The sequence below is a fragment of the Acinetobacter sp. YH12108 genome, assembly GCF_013419055.1.
Taxonomy (GTDB): Bacteria; Pseudomonadota; Gammaproteobacteria; order Pseudomonadales; family Moraxellaceae; genus Acinetobacter.
This window is the reverse complement of sequence record NZ_VPAW01000020.1, coordinates 1-17,224: the sequence shown is the minus strand read 5'-3', so window position 1 is coordinate 17,224 and position 17,224 is coordinate 1. Positions and strand designations below refer to the sequence as shown.

17 protein-coding genes and 1 pseudogene are annotated in these 17,224 nt (G+C 42.2%); 9 read left to right on the top strand and 9 right to left on the bottom strand.

From position 1 onward, the window contains the following. Positions 1–2 precede the first annotated feature (2 nt). Both FTU46_RS12485 and FTU46_RS12480 read right to left on the bottom strand, forming a co-directional pair. Positions 3–302, bottom strand: coding sequence for an AzlD family protein (locus tag FTU46_RS12485; RefSeq protein ID WP_180105109.1), 300 nt, complete (start codon positions 300–302; stop codon positions 3–5). Beyond that, positions 299–989: pseudogene (locus FTU46_RS12480) on the bottom strand (AzlC family ABC transporter permease); the annotation flags it as partial. The pseudogene FTU46_RS12480 and the gene FTU46_RS12485, both read right to left, overlap by 4 nt. Before the next feature lie 533 nt (positions 990–1,522). Here FTU46_RS12480 and FTU46_RS12475 point away from each other — a divergent pair. The 5 genes from FTU46_RS12475 (at position 1,523) to FTU46_RS12455 (ending at position 6,292) form a co-directional block, all read left to right on the top strand. After that, a complete protein-coding gene (locus FTU46_RS12475) occupies positions 1,523–2,689 on the top strand; it encodes an ATP phosphoribosyltransferase regulatory subunit (RefSeq protein WP_180105108.1) in 1,167 nt (388 codons plus the stop codon). 79 nt (positions 2,690–2,768) lie between these two features. After that, a complete protein-coding gene (locus FTU46_RS12470; RefSeq protein WP_004784184.1) occupies positions 2,769–4,088 on the top strand; it encodes an adenylosuccinate synthase in 1,320 nt (439 codons plus the stop codon). Between the two features lie 130 nt (positions 4,089–4,218). Then, the gene (locus FTU46_RS12465) at positions 4,219–5,004 is read left to right on the top strand and encodes a M48 family metallopeptidase (RefSeq protein ID WP_180105107.1); all 786 of its coding nucleotides are present in this window, start codon (positions 4,219–4,221) and stop codon (positions 5,002–5,004) included. Positions 5,005–5,097: 93 nt separating this feature from the next. Further along, entirely contained in the window at positions 5,098–5,406 is a 309-nt protein-coding gene (locus FTU46_RS12460) for a hypothetical protein (protein ID WP_180004067.1), read from the top strand. A gap of 112 nt (positions 5,407–5,518) precedes the next feature. Further along, positions 5,519–6,292 (top strand): M48 family metallopeptidase, encoded by a 774-nt coding sequence (locus FTU46_RS12455; RefSeq protein ID WP_125279059.1) that lies wholly within the window; start codon positions 5,519–5,521, stop codon positions 6,290–6,292. A 139-nt stretch (positions 6,293–6,431) separates the two neighbouring features. Here FTU46_RS12455 and slyD read toward each other — a convergent pair whose 3' ends face one another. The 3 genes from slyD to FTU46_RS12440 all read right to left on the bottom strand — a co-directional run bounded on the left by slyD (position 6,432) and on the right by FTU46_RS12440 (position 9,863). Further along, positions 6,432–6,914 (bottom strand): peptidylprolyl isomerase, encoded by a 483-nt coding sequence (slyD, locus tag FTU46_RS12450; protein ID WP_004784172.1) that lies wholly within the window; start codon positions 6,912–6,914, stop codon positions 6,432–6,434. A gap of 136 nt (positions 6,915–7,050) precedes the next feature. Further along, positions 7,051–8,337, bottom strand: coding sequence for an NAD(P)/FAD-dependent oxidoreductase (locus tag FTU46_RS12445; RefSeq protein WP_180105106.1), 1,287 nt, complete (start codon positions 8,335–8,337; stop codon positions 7,051–7,053). Positions 8,338–8,549: 212 nt separating this feature from the next. Then, the gene (locus tag FTU46_RS12440; protein WP_180105105.1) at positions 8,550–9,863 is read right to left on the bottom strand and encodes a D-alanyl-D-alanine carboxypeptidase PBP6B; all 1,314 of its coding nucleotides are present in this window, start codon (positions 9,861–9,863) and stop codon (positions 8,550–8,552) included. Between the two features lie 175 nt (positions 9,864–10,038). Between FTU46_RS12440 and FTU46_RS12435 the strand changes: the two genes are divergently transcribed. Continuing rightward, entirely contained in the window at positions 10,039–11,742 is a 1,704-nt protein-coding gene (locus tag FTU46_RS12435; RefSeq protein WP_180105104.1) for a M61 family metallopeptidase, read from the top strand. A 71-nt stretch (positions 11,743–11,813) separates the two neighbouring features. On the opposite strand, the gene paaI is transcribed toward FTU46_RS12435, so the two are convergent. From paaI to FTU46_RS12420, 3 genes are all read right to left on the bottom strand, one after another. Further along, a complete protein-coding gene (gene paaI, locus FTU46_RS12430; protein ID WP_180053860.1) occupies positions 11,814–12,206 on the bottom strand; it encodes a hydroxyphenylacetyl-CoA thioesterase PaaI in 393 nt (130 codons plus the stop codon). 170 nt (positions 12,207–12,376) lie between these two features. Then, a complete protein-coding gene (uraH, locus tag FTU46_RS12425) occupies positions 12,377–12,775 on the bottom strand; it encodes a hydroxyisourate hydrolase (RefSeq protein WP_180105103.1) in 399 nt (132 codons plus the stop codon). Between the two features lie 31 nt (positions 12,776–12,806). Continuing rightward, on the bottom strand, positions 12,807–13,250 hold the full coding sequence (locus FTU46_RS12420) for a heme-binding protein (RefSeq protein WP_240904205.1): 444 nt from the start codon (positions 13,248–13,250) through the stop codon (positions 12,807–12,809). Between the two features lie 174 nt (positions 13,251–13,424). Between FTU46_RS12420 and FTU46_RS12415 the strand changes: the two genes are divergently transcribed. After that, entirely contained in the window at positions 13,425–14,096 is a 672-nt protein-coding gene (locus tag FTU46_RS12415; protein ID WP_180105101.1) for a heavy metal response regulator transcription factor, read from the top strand. Further along, a complete protein-coding gene (locus FTU46_RS12410; protein WP_180105100.1) occupies positions 14,093–15,451 on the top strand; it encodes a heavy metal sensor histidine kinase in 1,359 nt (452 codons plus the stop codon). Before FTU46_RS12415 ends, FTU46_RS12410 begins: the two co-directional genes overlap by 4 nt. Before the next feature lie 8 nt (positions 15,452–15,459). On the opposite strand, the gene FTU46_RS12405 is transcribed toward FTU46_RS12410, so the two are convergent. After that, positions 15,460–16,242 carry an rRNA large subunit pseudouridine synthase E gene (locus tag FTU46_RS12405; RefSeq protein WP_005236402.1) on the bottom strand — a complete coding sequence of 261 codons (783 nt, stop codon included), beginning with the start codon at positions 16,240–16,242 and terminating at the stop codon, positions 15,460–15,462. A 469-nt stretch (positions 16,243–16,711) separates the two neighbouring features. On the opposite strand from FTU46_RS12405, the gene FTU46_RS16740 reads away from it, so the two are divergent. Continuing rightward, positions 16,712–16,852, top strand: coding sequence for a hypothetical protein (locus tag FTU46_RS16740; protein WP_257224656.1), 141 nt, complete (start codon positions 16,712–16,714; stop codon positions 16,850–16,852). Positions 16,853–17,224 lie beyond the last annotated feature (372 nt).

The following is a 17,224-nucleotide window of genomic DNA, read 5'->3' as shown; positions in this document are numbered from 1 at the left end:
ATTTAAACCAGTAACGTTCTTAAAATAACTGCCGAGGGCATGCTAATCAAAATGGTCGGCAGCATGCCAAAGCGTGATGCAACGAATAGTGTCACCATTATAGCGATCAGATCAGCTGGATCATCTCGTAAAAAATATGGGGTGATCATCGAAATCAGTACACAACCCGGAATCACTTCCAGAATTTTACGCTGACGTTTGCTCAAAGTTTTATTTTTGAGTAGGACATAGCCAAGTATCCGAGTGCAGTAAGTCGTTAGCGCCACCAATAAGATGGCGATAAAAGTGCTCATCTGGATCATGCTTCATTCTCCTGAATGAGCCAGAAGGCAGAGGCAATGCCTGCAAGCGCACCAATCAGCACATACCAGTTTCCCGGTAGATAGCTATAAGCCAGTGCAGCACAAATACAACTGATTAGCCAAGGTCTGGCTTCAATAAAGCCTTTCCACATACCTTTCAGTAAGACCAGCATAATGGCGGGGAAAGCCATATCAAAACCAAAACGGTTAATGTCTACTAGCATAGGTCCAAGCAGTGCACCGAGCGTCGTAAACCCGACCCATGCCAGATAAAGAACAATACATAGCCCGGCATAATAAGGCAGACTAAAAGCATATCGATAACCAAACTGTGCCAGTCGACGCTGTGCATCGGTCAGGCTTAAGGCCCAGTTTTCATCGACCATAAAGAATAATGCCGGAAAGACTTTTCGATTTGGAAGATGTCTTAAATAAGGTACTAAACTGGCACCGAGCAGAATATAGCGGCTGTTAATGAGAAAACTAATAAAGATTAAGGTAAGCAGATGCGGTGGATCAGTCCAGGCTTCTAAAACTGCAAACTCGGAACCGCCAGCAAAGTTCAACCCGGTCAGCAAGGGAACCTCAAGCAGGCTAAAATCTTTTTGTGCTGCTGTTGCGCCCAAGACCAGCGCGAGAGGAATTACACCTAATTAATAATAAAGGTATGCAGTCTTTCACACCACGCTAGAATTCACTCAGAGGAGTAGCATCAGAAGGCGTAATACGTGGCTGGAAGGGAGGCATGAGATGATCGGGTTTTATTCTAGAAGGAGAAAGAAAGTTTATAAGAAATATAGGAGTCTTTGCAGTGCCTTTAAACTCTACCAGAATGATGCTGTTTTCTTGGTCATTTAAGTCTGCACATTAGGTTTTTGTATAGGATTATTTTTAAGCATCTAGTACTGATATTTTATAAATTCTTACCCTTGGATAGATGAGGATTGAATCAAGAATAAGTTTTTCGTCATTGTTTTGGTTGGGGAAATATATTAGAAAATCAAGTTGATATGTTGGTTGTTAAATTTTATTCAGCCTATTTTCTCTTGATAAGAGGGAGATGGTTTGGTTTATCTATCTAAGTCCTTTGTTCAGTCAGAGAAAATTATCAAAATTGCGATGCACAGCCTAAACGATCGTGCTAGACTAGGAGAAATCGGGTGTGCTCCCGATTTTTTTATGCGGTTTATTCCGCGCTGACAAGAATTTAGGTTTACAACATGCCCATTTCAGAGACATGGTTATTACCTGATGGTGTAGCTGATGTATTACCAGAACAAGCGCAAGTCATCGAAAGCCTGCGCCGTCAATCACTGGATTTCCTCGCATCTCGAGGTTATCAGCTGGTGTACACGCCATTTATTGAATACATTGAATCTCTATCTTCTCTCTCAGAATCGAATCAGGATTTAGACTTAGCCACTTTTAAAGTGATCGACCAGTTGTCTGGCCGTTTGCTTGGTGTGCGTGCCGATATGACACCACAAGTGGCTCGTATCGATGCGCATGTACATCCAGTGGAAGGTGTGGCTCGTTATTGTTATGCGGGTACGGTTTTACATACGAAACCTCAAGGATTTAATACCACACGTGCACCATTGCAGTTAGGTGCAGAATTATTTGGTTCAGACAGCATTGACGCTGACGTGGAAATGGTTGACTTGATGATCAGCCTGATTCAGGAAGCAGGTCTGGCCGACGGTATCCACCTTGATTTAGGTCATGTGGGGCTGTTCCGTAGTCTGATTGCACAAGCGGGTTTAAGTAAGGCAACCGAACGCCAATTGTCTGATCTTTATCAACGTAAAGCGTTGCCAGAATTAGCTGAATTTACTGCAAATCTTAAGTTTGGTTCAGACTTCTATACGCTTGGCCGCTTTGCAAGTGATCTGGATGCCTTAAAAACGAATTTAAGTGCTGAAGTATTAGAAAATCCAGCCTTCAGACAGGCATTTGATGCACTGCAAACCACCAAAAATGAAGTTCAGGTGCGCTGGCCGAATCTGCATATTGGGATTGATGTCGTCGAGTTACGTTCATACCATTATCACACCGGCCTGATGTATGCAGTTTATGCACCAAACCGTGCTGCGGCACTGGCACAAGGTGGCCGTTATGATGGCATTGGTGAGCATTTTGGTCGTGCACGTCCGGCAACCGGTTTCTCTTGTGACTTATATGCTTTAAGTGCAGGCAAGTTTGCTACAGCTAAAGTTGTGGTAGCACCTAAGGGTACAGATGCTGCGCTGTTAAATGCGATTCAGGCAACCCGTGCACAAGGCTTAAGTGTAATTCAGTTATTAGGTAATGATGATTTAAACTCGGTACCGTATGCAACTCACCAGCTGGTGAATGTGGACGGTGAGTGGACCATCAAAACGATTTAATCGCTTTAATTGTTTTACTCAGTGTTCATGTCGCTGAGTGGGACTTTCAACTTTAACAGCATGATGTAATGAGGCTATTATGGGCAAGAATGTTGTGGTACTTGGTACCCAATGGGGCGACGAAGGTAAGGGTAAGATCGTCGACCTGCTCACAGATCAAGCGGCTGCAGTAGTTCGTTATCAAGGCGGACATAACGCAGGTCATACTCTCGTGGTTGGTGGTAAGAAAACTGTATTACACCTCATTCCATCAGGTATTTTACGTGAAAACGTATTGTGCTTAATTGGTAATGGTGTGGTTCTTTCACCTGAAGCGCTCATCAAAGAGATGGATATTCTTGAAAAAGAAGGCGTGCCAGTACGTGAACGTCTACGCATTTCTCCAAACTGTCCATTGATTCTTCCGCACCACATCGCACTTGACCAAGCTCGTGAGAAAAAACGTGGTAATGCGAAAATCGGTACAACTGGTCGTGGGATCGGGCCTGCTTATGAAGATAAAGTGGCACGTCGTGCAATCCGTGTTGCTGACCTGGTACGTGGTGGCGAACATCTGAAAGCTCAGCTTGAAGAATTGCTTGAATACCACAACTTCCAATTGACTCAATTCTTCGGTGTTGAAGCAGTTAAAGTTGAAGACGTACTTGCGCTTTGCGACGAATGGCGCAAAGTGATCGAGCCTATGGTCATGGACGTGACTGGTGAACTTCACGCTTACCGTAAAGCTGGCAAGAAAATCATGTTCGAAGGTGCGCAAGGTTCATTGCTTGACGTTGACCACGGTACATATCCGTACGTGACTTCTTCAAACACGACTGCTGGTGGCGTAAGTTCAGGTTCAGGTCTTGGTCCATTACACCTTGACTACGTTCTTGGTATTACTAAAGCGTATACTACTCGTGTAGGTTCAGGTCCATTCCCAACTGAGTTGGTGTATGACGCTGCAACAGATACAGGTGATGCAATTGGTAAACACCTGGGTACTGTAGGTTCAGAATTTGGTGCGTCTACTGGCCGTCAACGTCGTTGTGGCTGGTTCGATGCTGAAATCCTGCGTCGTTCAGTAGAAGTGAACTCACTGTCTGGTATTTGCTTGACTAAACTTGACGTTCTTGACGGTTTGGAAGAAGTGAAAATCTGTGTAGGTTACGAAGCTGCTGATTCTGGCTGTGTTGGTTCTTCTGATGCGCTTGCATTTGAAACTTTAAAACCAATTTACGAGACTATGCCAGGCTGGAAAGAATCTACTTTCGGTGCGAAATCACTAGATCAATTGCCACAAGCGGCAATTAACTATGTGAAACGTCTTGAACAATTGATTGAATGTCCAATCGACATCATTTCAACTGGTCCAGACCGTGAAGAAACCATTATTCTTCGCCACCCGTTTGATGCTTAATTCTTTAAGCTGAAAATGATAAAAAACCCTGTGATTTCACAGGGTTTTTTATTTGAGCGAGCTTATAAAAATGATTGAAAACCTGTTCGGATTCTTTATGATGTTTTGACCTTATATATTTGAGAAGGTTATGAAATATAAAAATTTATTGGCGGGGATGGTTATCGCGACCACATTAACGGGGTGTACTACGGTTGCAGATCTGATGGGAGCTGATTCAGCTACATTAAATCTGAGTGCAGCACAAAGCTATAATCAGATGCTGACAGAGGCCAAGCAGAAACAGATTCTGGATACGACTTCTGCCACCTATAAAAAAGTAAATCGGGTTTTCCTGAAAATGAAGCCGTATGCGGATCAACTGAATCAGACTGGGCAGAAGTTTGACTGGCAAGTGGCTGTGATCAAATCTAACGAGATTAATGCCTATGTCGCACCAGGTGGCAAGGTGGTGTTCTATACGGGTATTGTCGACACACTAAAACTTACAGACGATGAAGTTGCTGCCATCATGGGACATGAAATGGTGCACGCGCTTGAGGAACATTCTAAAAATAAGGTAGGAGCGCAAGCACTTACCGATTTGGCAGTAAGTATCGGTAGCAAGTATGTCGGGCAGTCCGCTGGTGGTTATGGTGGGCTACTGCTGGATATGGGTGCTCAATTTGGTGTGGGCTTGCCATTCTCACGTAATCTGGAAAGCCGTGCCGATAAAGGCGGGCTCATGCTAATGGCACGAGCGGGCTATAACCCGAATGCAGCGATTACGTTGTGGCAAAAAATGAATGCGCAAGACAGCCGTGGCAATAGCGTCCTGAATAAATTTACATCTACGCATCCAACAAATGATGACCGAATTGCAGTCTTGCAACAGCTGATGCCTGAAGCGATGACGGTATATAAGACTAAGAAATAATTTTGAAACTCAGGACTAAAGTCTTAACGGCAAGTGCTGTGCAGTGGCATGGCGCTTGCTAGAATAAAACAAAATAAAATATGAGTATGCAGGATGCATAAAAATATCTCGGGAACGATGTTCTATTCCTTGTTATTCGCGATGGGTGGCGCACCGACCATTGCGATGCTGATTATCCGTGCCCAAACTCGGGATCCTGACATTATTTACGGTGCATTTATTGGCTTGAGTGTGATCATTGCCTGTGTATTGGTACCGGTCATCTTGTTACAGAATGCTTTTCTATTTTTTAAGCGTAAAAGTGAAATTTTAGAAGAAAAAATTAAACCTTTGTGTTATTTATATTTAGGTTTAAATATTGTCTGTCTGATTTATTGGCTTACGATACAGTATTGGGGTTAAAATTACATAAAATATAACAAGATGAAGTAATTGTACATTTAGTTGCTCCGGCCTTTAACTTATAATTTTTTACAATGTAAATTAACCTTTTGCTTATGGTGGAGTCACTATAATGAAAAATAAATTCTTGTTAGGTATGGGTGCAGCCGCAGCCATTACTTTGTCTGGTTGTACAACTATTGCCGATATTGCAGGTGCAGATACTGCGACTTTAAATGCTTCAGCCAGCCAAAGCTACAATGCCATGGTGGCAGACGCTAAAGCGAAAGGCCAGCTGGATACCAGTTCAGCGACATATAGTCGTATTAATGCTGTTTTTAACCGTTTAAAACCTTATGCCAACCAGCTGAACCAGACGGGTACTGCATTCCAATGGCAGTTAGCCGTACTAAAATCTGATCAGGTCAACGCTTTTGTCGCACCTGGTGGTAAAGTGGTGTTCTATACCGGTATCGTGAATAAGTTGAATCTGACCGATGCTGAGATCGCAGCCATTATGGGTCATGAAATGGTCCATGCCCTGGAAGAGCACGCGAAACAGAAACTTGGTGCACAAGCCCTGACTGATCTGGCATTGGGTATTGGTTTAAATGCAGCGGGCGTAGGACAAGGTGGTGCTGCAGTAGCACAATTGGGTAGCCAGATTGGTATCGGCTTGCCTTACTCACGTAACCTAGAAAGCCGTGCTGATCAGGGCGGTTTAACTCTCATGGCGCGTGCTGGCTATAACCCGAATGCAGCGATTACTCTTTGGGAAAAAATGAACAAGCTTGAAGGTGGTAGCACTGGCGCGACTTTCCTGTCTACTCACCCATCGAACAGTCAGCGTATCGCAGCAATGCGTCAAAATCTGCCAGCAGCAATGCAGATCTATAACAAACGTTAATGATTGCGTAATTTGAGTGATTCGCGATTTTAATGATGAAAAGCAGGGCAGTAGTCCTGCTTTTTTATATTTAAAATCTTAAGGCAATAAAAAAGGCAAAGTTTTCACTTTGCCTTTTTGTGCTAAAGACCGGGAAGTCTTAGTGGTGGTGACCACCTGCACCGTGTACGTGACCGTGATCAAGTTCTTCTTGAGAAGGTTCACGGATAGACACGATTTCAACTTCGAAAGTTAAATCTTGACCAGCAAGCGGGAAGTTAGCATCAACAACTACGTTATCACCTTCAACTGCTTTAACAGTTACGATTTGAACGCCGTCATCAGTTTGTGCTTGGAACTGCATGCCTGCCTGGATGTTGTCTACGCCTTGGAACATTTGTTTAGGCACTTCTTGCACTAGCTCTGGGTTATATTCGCCATAGCCTTCAGCAGCAGGAACATTTACAGTGAATTTTTCACCAACAGTTTTGCCTTCTAAAGCTTTTTCTAAACCAGGGATGATGTTACCTGCACCGTGCAAATAGGCAAGTGGTTCACCTTGAGATTTGTCGAGAGTTTCACCCTCTGCGTTAGTCAATGTGTAGTGGAAAGAAACCACGAGGTTATTTGCAATAGCAGTCATATTAATTGATCCATTCAATTTTTTAAGGGTACATCATAAAGTGAAATTGTATTTTTGTAGACTAAAAATAGCAAAAAAATGCAATTTGACATGTTTAATGACGATTTTTTCATATATGAGGACAATATTTACAATTTCAATGCAATTTCAGCTTGGGTGCAATTTTTCGTGTAACAAAGTCTTTGGCAGTTAACAGGCCAGCATGGGTATAGCCATGAATAGTGGCCTGATGAATTCGGTACAGGGATACATACATGGATTTCGCGACAAAGCCTTGAACATTGACCTGACCCAATAATTCACCGACAGCACTGTTTTGACTTAAAGACACTAATGAGCCTTTGTCAGAAAACTTGAACATCGGTAAATAGCTTTCACCATTAATGCGTGCTTTTAAGGCTCTGACCAGAAAAGCGGCCTGCTGGCTGGCGACTTGCGCACGCGGGCCTAAAACCGGTTGATCTGCTTCAGGCTGACAATGCGCACAATCACCAAAAACGAAAATATCCGGGTCTGACAGAGTTTGCAGAGTTGCATAAACTTTTAGGCGATTAATGTTGTCTTTTTCCAGCTCTTTAAGTTTTGCCAGAACTTCAGGTGCTTTAATTCCAGCAGCCCAGACTTTAATTTCTGCTTCGAGGCTTGAACCATCTGCAAAATAAATCTGGTCTTCATCGACTTTAGCGACCCTATGACTGGTTAATACCTCAATACCTAGACGATCGAGTTGCTCCATGGTGTGTTCAGCCATTTTCTCAGACAGTGCAGGTAAGATTCGGTCAGCGGCTTCAATCAAAGTGATTTTGACTTTATTTGGATCGATCTTGTTCAGACCATATTTAAAAAAGTTTTGTTTGGCGATCACCAGCTCGGCAGCCAGTTCTACACCAGTTGCACCGGCTCCAATAATGGCAATTTTAAGCTCACGCGAAGAGGTCTGATTTTGAGCATTGAGATAAAGATGTAGCAGATCCTGCTGAAAGACATCGGCCTGCTGGCGGCTGTCGAGAAAATGACAGTATTGGGCAACACCTTCCGTATTAAAATCATTGGAAGTGGAACCTAATGCCAGCACCAGCGTGTCATAGCTGATGTGTTTCTTCTGTTTAGGCTGAGCTTTTTTAGAAAAGTAATCTGTTTCCAGAACAATTTCTTTAGCCTTACGATCCAGATCAACAAATGTTCCCAGCACAAAGTGATAATGATGAGCTGCAGCATGACTAAAATAATTGGTTTCTTCTGCATGCGGATTAAGCGTACCTGTAGCAATTTCATGCAATAAGGGTTTCCAGATATGTGTCAGTTTCTGATCTACCAACGTGATATGCGCTTGGCCACTTTTGCCTAAGGTTTCGCCCAGTTGAGTAGCTAGCTCCAATCCACCTGCGCCACCACCTACAATTACGATTCGATGTGCTGTCATATATTATTAACCTATTTATTTTTCTAATAAAAATAAGAGAAATTTAGACCAAATATACTATGGCATGGGCAGCAGGCCGTCTTGATTAGAATTGTTATACAAATTACAAAACGTAGCAATTATGGCAGAAGAGGTAAAATCGACGAGAGAAGAGAAGAAATCTATGGTGGGAGTTAGAAGACAAATGAGGGCCTTCTAACTGTATTCAGCGTTTATTTCTGGATTGGATAGAGTTTGGCACTTGGTGCATTTTCTGCAAAGATGCCAAAGAAGCTAGATAACCAGCTCAGGAATTTCTGGAAGAAACCGGCTTCTTCAAGTTCCACCATATCTTCAATCTGGATGGTACGAATAAGCTGATTATTCTGATACACATGAATCGTCGCTAATGGCATCACTTTGGCCATAGGTGCAATCAACTCAGAAGCATTCATTTCTACATTGATATGAGTTTGGGTTTCATGGAGCGGTTCAATGCTTTGCATTACACCATCACCTGTATTCAACATTACCCGTTGATGGTTTTGATCGAACTGGTTCAGATCAATGGCATAATTCTGATCATATAAAGAGGTGGTAATAATCTGCGGCTGCTTGGTCTCTACCTTAAACATTTTTAAAGTCGATTTGATCACCGGTAACTCAGCCAGTAATTGTTTATCTTTAATGGCGACTTCATTACGGGTATAGGTATATGCCAGATTCATCAACTTATGCGACACTTCAGCACGTTTGGCAGCACTTTTAGTCCCTAGAACCACCACGATCAAACGACGGTGGGGTAGTTCCATATCATAAGTCGGACGATTGGCGGTAAGCGCCAGGTTATAGCCGGCTGCACGAGTAAAGCCAGTTTTTAAACCATCGACGCTTGAGTCCACTTGCAACACACGGTTAGTGGCACGGTGGAAATGGTTGTTATAGGTAAAACTTGGCTGTTTGGAATAATACAGATAGTCCGGAGTTTGATTGACTACAGCTGCCGACAAACGCGCCAGATCCGCTGCAGTAGAATAGTGCTCAGGCATGGTAATACCGGCCGGATTCTGGAAATGGGTATGAACCATACCTAAAGCTTTTGCTTCCCGATTCATTCGCTCGACAAAGCTCGGAATATCACCTGAAATTTTTTCTGCCAATGTCACAGCAGCATCATTCGCCGACATGATAATCAGACCTGCCAGAAGTTGATCAATCGAAATCTGCTCACCTTCTTTCAGGTACATTTGTGACTCATCCCACATCACTGTTTTCACAATCGGTGTTGCAGTTAATACTTCACTTTTATCTAATTTACCCGCCTGAATTTCTTTCAATGCAATATAAGCGACCATCATTTTGGTGAGGGAAGCTGGAGCACGTTGAACGTCGGCATTGTGTTCGGCAATGACCTGGCCTGACTGTGAGTCAAGAATGGTCCAGGCTTCTGCTTCAACGCTTTCAGGCAAAATATTCAGAAGGGCAGCATATGAAATTGCAGGCACAAACAGGCTAAGAACTGCAAGCAGTGAGATGATGTATTTCAAAGGTGTTCCTTAATAACCAACCGGTCGATGAACGATTTAATTTTCACGCATGCTATGCCTTTTTTTTAAGGATAGCTAGTCAGAAATGTAGACAAATGCGACAGCTAAGCAATACTGGCCTAAAAAATGCTAAGCTAAGCTATAACTCATTTATTTGTATTTTATATCGCCCATTATGTTGCATTATCAAATCGAATTTGACGATTATCGTCAGCACCTTATTCACGTAACTCTTCGCTTTTTAGCAGACCCAACACAAGTCCTTTCTTTACCGACCTGGATTCCGGGTAGTTACCTGATTCGCGAGTTCTCCAAGCATATTGAAGCAGTCAAGGCTTATGATGAGGATGGACGCCAGCTACAAATCCAGAAGTTTGAAAAGAATAAATGGCGTTTATTCAATACGGATCATGAACTGATTACTGTGGAATACGATGTCTACGCGTATGACCTGTCTGTTCGTGGTGCATATGTGGATCAAAACCGTCTCTATGTGAACCCAGCTTGTGCATGTTTGGGTCTAGAAGGTCAGGAGCATAAAGAAATTGAAGTAGAAGTATTCCTGCCGGATGAGCTAAAACATTTCCAGCTTGCGACAGGTATGCAGGCTAAAAGTCTGGTCAAAGGTCGTTATACCTTAAAAGCTAAAAACTATGCTGAACTGATTGATGCGCCGTTTGAACTGGCAGAGCAGACCCGTTTCAGCTTTGAAGCCAATGGCATTCCGCATGAGTTTGTGGTGTCAGGCAAGCATGCGATGAATGAACAGCGTATGAAGCAGGACATTGAAAAAATCTGTGCGACAGAAATTTCCATGTTCGGTTCTGCGCCATTCAATGATTATACCTTTATGACCATAGCAACCGGTAACAGCTATGGCGGTTTGGAGCATCCAAACTCAACCAGTCTGATTACACCGCGTGATGATTTCCCTAAAGTAGATGAGCCTGAAGAGCCATCGAAAGATTATCAGCGTTTCCTTGGCCTATGTAGTCATGAGTATTTCCATTCATGGTTAGTGAAATTTATTCGTCCAGAAAACTTCGTGAATTATGATCTAAATAAAGAAGGCTATACCTCTTTGCTTTGGATCTTTGAAGGGTTTACGTCGTATTATGATGACCTGATTCTGCTCCGTAGTGGCGTGATTAATCAGGAATCTTATATTGCATTGCTCAAAGCGCAGATTGACCGTTATTTGCAAAACCCGGGACGTTTTATTCAGTCAGTATCTGAGTCTAGCTTTGATGCCTGGGTAAAATTCTATCGTCAGGATGAAAACTCAAATAATGCCGGTACCAGCTACTACAATAAAGGCTGTTTAGTTGCACTTTGTCTGGATCTAGGTTTACGTCTGCGTGGCTCAAGTCTGGACGCTTTGATGCGTAAGCTATATGAAAATACGCAAAATGGCATTCAGGTCAATGAACGGACTATCTTTGAGTTATGTCAGGAATTGACAGGTGATAACTGGTTAGAACAGATCAATCATTTGATCAATACCACAGATGAATTGCCTTTAGATCAGTTACTACCTGAATTTGGCGTGAGCTATACCCTGAAAAATGACAAGTCATTACCATTTGGTTTGAAACTTGCAGATAAGCCTGAAGGTGTGCTGGTTCAGTCTGCACGTCGTGATGGAGCAGGGGTGAAAGCGGGCCTTTCAGCGAATGATGTAATTGTGGCGATTGATGGCCTTAAAGCAACGACGAAACTTGTCGAGAAATATGCGAAACAGGAAGGTACGTATACTGTCCATGCATTCCGTCGTGATGAGCTGATGACTTTTGAAGTTCAAAATGGTGGTTCTGAACTGACTGAAGTTGAATTGAAAGTTGAAGATCAAACTAAAGCTGAGAAATGGTTGAAAGCTTAATTTAGCATTTGCTGTTTTAAAAAACCGGTGTTGATGCACCGGTTTTTTTATTGCATTAAGTTTTAGAATAATTATTTAACGATCAGTCGTGAGGTTCCACGGAATTCAGCCACGATTTGATCTTTCTGATTCAGGATCTGAATATCGTAAATCCCACTGCGACCGCTACTGGCTTTATGTTCAGCTATGGCGGTAAGGGTATCACCGAGCAGTGCCGGTTTCAGATAATGAATACCACAATGTTGGCCGACTGCTGGATGTTCGCCGGTATTGCAGGCAATGGCAAATGCAGCATCAGCTAATGCAAAAATCACAGCGCCGTTACAGGTCTGATGTCCCTGTAAATGTTGTTCAGACACTTTAAGTTCAATCTTCGCATGATTGTGGTTATAGGAAATTAGATGTGCACCGAGATACTGAATTAATCGGTCCTGATTAAACATCTGGTTCACTTGCTGATCCATTGCAGAACTCCTTTTTTAGATACACTTTGTTTTAAAAATATTAATTATGTGAATCATAAATAACATTCCAGGAGATAAATAACAAGCGAAAGCCAGATGAATGATGCAATGCAGCTGTTTTACGCTTCAAAATAAAGCGCCATGAAAATGACGCTTTTAGGGATTAAGAATTAGTTACCACGATAGGTTGAATAACCATAAGCGCTCAGTAATAAGGGAATATGATAGTGCTCCAAAGCACCGTCAATCGTAAATACCACAGGTACTTCAGGGAAGAAGGTGCGTTGATTATTGGCCTTAAACCAGTCACCGGTTTTGAAGGTCACTTTATAGATGCCTTTCTGTAAAGCTGTATCTTTAGGATAAAACTCTTTGATACGGCCATTGGCATCTGTTTTTAACTCATTCAGTTTTATCCACTTGTCACCTTGCTGAGCTTCCAGAATCACCGCGACATTGGCGGAAGGCAGACCAGTTTCCTGATTCAGCACATGCACACTTAAAGGATTCTGTGCAAAAGAAAAGCTTGCTGTCGCCGCTAGAAGAGCACCAAAAATAATTTTTTTCATAGGTCTGTTCCTATTCAATAGATAGATAAAATTAAAGTTGTTTTAAAGTATGTTGAATGCCTTGTGCGGCACATTGATGATCCTGTTCAGAGCCACCAGAGCCTGCAACGCCAACAGCGCCAATGAGCTGGTTTTTATAAACCACAGGTACCCCGCCGCCCAATAATAACAATTCATCCAGGGTATTTAAATTTTGTGCATCCGGGTTCTTTTGTGCATGACGCATGAAATCCAATGTACTGGTCTTAGTCGAGTATGCAGTAAAGGCTTTACGCTGTGATGCAGTTAAATTGTGAATTCCGACAGATTCATGCCGTTGGCTGGCCAGAACATTACCGCCTTGATCCAGTACTGTGACTGCAGCGGGTTTGCTGGCTTTCTGACAAGCTTGCATGACGTTCTCAGTAAGCTGATTTGCTGTACTCAAGTCCATAATATAGGCCGTTTTTAATTCAGCATGGCTTAAGCTAACCATTGCTAAACTCGCTAGATATAACAATATTTTTCTCTGATTTAATCTGCTTCTCATGATAGTGTTCAGTCATATAGAAATTGAGAAGATCATAATCAAAGAATGGAAGCTCATGGATGACAATCAGATTACCAATTTGTAATCTTTGCGCCGTATGAAATTGATTAAACTCAGCCCATGCATATTTTAATTGTAGAAGATGAAACCAAAATTGCCGGATTCTTGGCCACAGGCTTAAATGAATCCGGCTACCAGACTACACAGGTGGGTAATGGCCTGCATGCCTTATCAGTGCTGGAACAGCAACCGATTGATCTGGTATTGCTGGATGTGATGCTGCCCGACCTGGACGGCTGGCAAGTCCTCAAAACCTTGCGTACTTTCTCTAAAGTCCCCGTACTCATGCTGACTGCCAAAGATCATGTGCTTGACCGGGTCAAAGGGTTGGAACTGGGTGCAGATGACTACTTAACCAAGCCTTTCTCTTATATCGAACTTTTGGCCAGAATCAAAAGCCTGCTGCGCCGTGTACCAAAAACTGAACACGAAACGTATCAGGTGGCCAATTTAGAGCTGAATCGTTTAACCCGGGAAGTATTTCGAGACCAGCAAAAAATTGAGCTTACCCAAAAGGAGTTTGCGCTTTTGCAGTTGCTGATGGAACACCAGTCCGAAGTGTTAACCCGGACACAAATTGCTTCACTGGTCTGGAATATTAATTTTAATACTGACACCAATGTCGTTGATGTTGCTGTACGCCGATTACGTTCTAAAATTGATGACCATTTCAGTCCAAAACTTATTCATACAGTACGTGGTATGGGCTATAAACTGGATGTGCAAGCATGAAAATGCATTTGGGCACACGTCTCGGCATCGCTTTTGGCCTCATTTCCTGTATTGTCTTTTTAAGTATCGGCGGGTTGTCCTATCAAAATATGCAGCAGATGGTGCTACAACAGCAGGATGAAGCTTTGGCCTTGCGGATTTCCAGAATAGAAATATTTCTGGCTGATCAGCAAAGCTTTCAGGTGCTGATCGAACATCCAGAGCTTTATGAGAATATGCTTGGACAGGAAGATAATTTACTGATTCTTAAAAATGCTCAGAATACCTTGATTGACATTAATCCTTTAAATATCGCTATTCCTCTATTGGATTATCACACCAGGCTGAATTATCAAAATAATAAGCTTGAACAACCCACGACCCGTTTGGCATTTAAGCAAGTGGACTTTAATGGACAGTCTTATCAACTGATTGCCGGTAAGCAGCTCGCAGCAGGGCAACAGGTTTTAAAACATTACCTGATAAAATTAGTGATCTACACTCTGCTTGGTATTATTTTATCTACTTTGTTAGCCTGGCTGATGGGACACTATCTACTGCGATCCATGCGCCAATTAATTTACGCCACTCAGCAAATTAATGTGCAGCAGCTGGATCAGCGTATCGAGTTGCCATCCCGAACTATTGAGGTGCAGCAACTAACAGAGGCTATGAATGCCATGCTGGACCGAATACAGCAAGGCTATGAACAGTTGGCCCGATTTTCTGAAGATATTTCCCATGAATTACGAACGCCCCTGAATAACTTGATGGGGCAAACCCAGATTGCCTTGTCGAAGTCACGCAGTCGCGATGAATTAGAAAATTTGCTGTATTCCCATCTGGAAGAGTATGAACGTCTAACTCAGATGATTGAAAACATGCTATTTATCGCCCGAGTTGAACATGGCCACTATCAGATAGAAAAACAGACACTAGAACTTAGCCAGATCATAGAAGATTTGCTGGCATATTTTGAGTTTCTGGCAGAAGAAAAAAATATATCTATTTATACGGATATTCCGGCTCAACTGAATATAGCTGCGCATCCGGAACATCTGCAACGTGCGCTTGCCAATTTACTCAGCAACGCAGTGCAGTATGGAAAGGAAAATGGCGAGATCAGAATCACGGCGATGACTACAGAAAATAGCTGTCGGATTGATGTGCTGACAGCAGGTGTACAGATCCCCGAGCAGCATTTAGCCCATCTGTTTGAACGCTTTTATCAAGTTGATAGCAGCCGGCATCAAAAAGCCCAAACGGGTGGTTTGGGCTTGGCGATTGTGCAGTCGATTATGCAGTTGCATCAGGGGGAAGTTCAGGTGAATAACCATTCTCAAGGGGTGGTCTTTAGTTTGATCTTCCCGATCTAAGCAGTGGCTTAACGTGTACGACGGCCACGACTCTTGGTATTTGGACGGGTGGTACCATTGGTCTTGCGACGTGGTTTTTCACCTTCTTCCATTTGCCAGATACGTGGTGTACCGGTTTTTTTCTTGGTGCCGTCTTTCGTTACTTTCTTGTTAATCGGTTTACCACCGGTGCCACCCGGTTTCTTCACATAAGAACGCGAACGATACGGTTCCTGTGCAGGCACATCTTTAAAGTCTGGATAAAGTAGGGGTTCAATTTCTTTAGTTTCACCTGGCTGTAAACCTAATTGAACCAGATCAATCGAACCGATTTTGGTGCGAATCAAACGTAATGTAGGAAAGCCGACTGCTGCAGTCATACGACGAACCTGACGGTTACGACCTTCACAGATTGAAATTTCGACCCATGAAGTTGGAACAGAAGCACGGAAACGTACAGGAGGATTACGTTCCCATAACCATTCCGGTTCAGTGACTTTAATTGCTTTGGCTGGTAGCGTAATACCGTCATTCAGTTCAACGCCTTTACGAAGCTGTTCTAGAGCTTCTTCGGTTATATCCCCATCGACCTGAACCAGATAAGTTTTGAATTTTTTGCTGGCTGGATTGGTAATATATTGGTTTAAACCACCATGATCGGTCAGGAACATCAAACCTTCAGAATCCATATCCAGACGACCGGCAATACGCAGATCCGGATCGTCTACGAAATCTGCCATAGTCTGATGTTTTTCATCTGGACGAAATTGGGAGAGGACGTCATAAGGCTTGTTAAGAATGACAATTTTCACTTTAACCTACTAAAATATATAAAATAATTCTGATGTGGCAGTCATGTTGCCCATTGTGATACTCCTTTACTTATAAATAGGAGATAAGGGAAAACATAAAAGAGTCCACTAAGTGGAAGCTATCATAGCAGATTCTGATTTATCTTCCTCGAATTTATGTTTTGCATCTAATTTGATTACGACCATACCGCTTTAAAATGATGTACTTTTTGTATTCAAATATGATCTTCCGTTTAAGAATGTTAATCCTCAATGATCTTCATTTTCTACTGAACTTGTCGAGTCAGTTAAAGGAAGATCAGACAATTCAAGGCAAAGCAAAAAATTGATAATGATTTTTATAGAGCTGAAATAGTTTTGATGAATTTACATACCATACAAAAAGCTTTCCAAACTGGCTTAGACCACTACAAAGCAAGCTGATATTTTAATTTCACGGTTTCTAATATTTTTAATTTTGAGGTGAACAATGAAATTGTTGACTTTAATTAGTATGGGTATTGCAGCGAGTTATTGTTATAAAAGCATCAAATATAACAAGCAAAATCTTTCAAATCTAAATTTTGATGAAGTGATAAATCAACACATTTTACGAGATTTTATAGCCTGAACATTACCTATATTTACTGCCAGCTTAACCCGGTTATGAATAGAGAATCTCAACATATATTGTTGGGATTTTTTATTTTTATCGTTTGAATATTTTTAAATAAGGTGCATAAGAAAATTTATATCAAAATGAAGGTTACATGATTAATCTATTAGATCTCTTTCATAAATCAAAAAACGATCTTCTTTTTGGTTAATATTTGCACTCCAGATTTCTTGGCATTCATGCATAATCTGCGGATGAATTACATCGATTCAAACAAGCTTTCTGATCCTCAGTTCAAGCGATACACGGGCATCTCATGGTCAACCTTTGATTTAATGGTTGAGCAATTGAAGAAACATGTCCCTGCCAAAGGCAGACCGCCCAAGT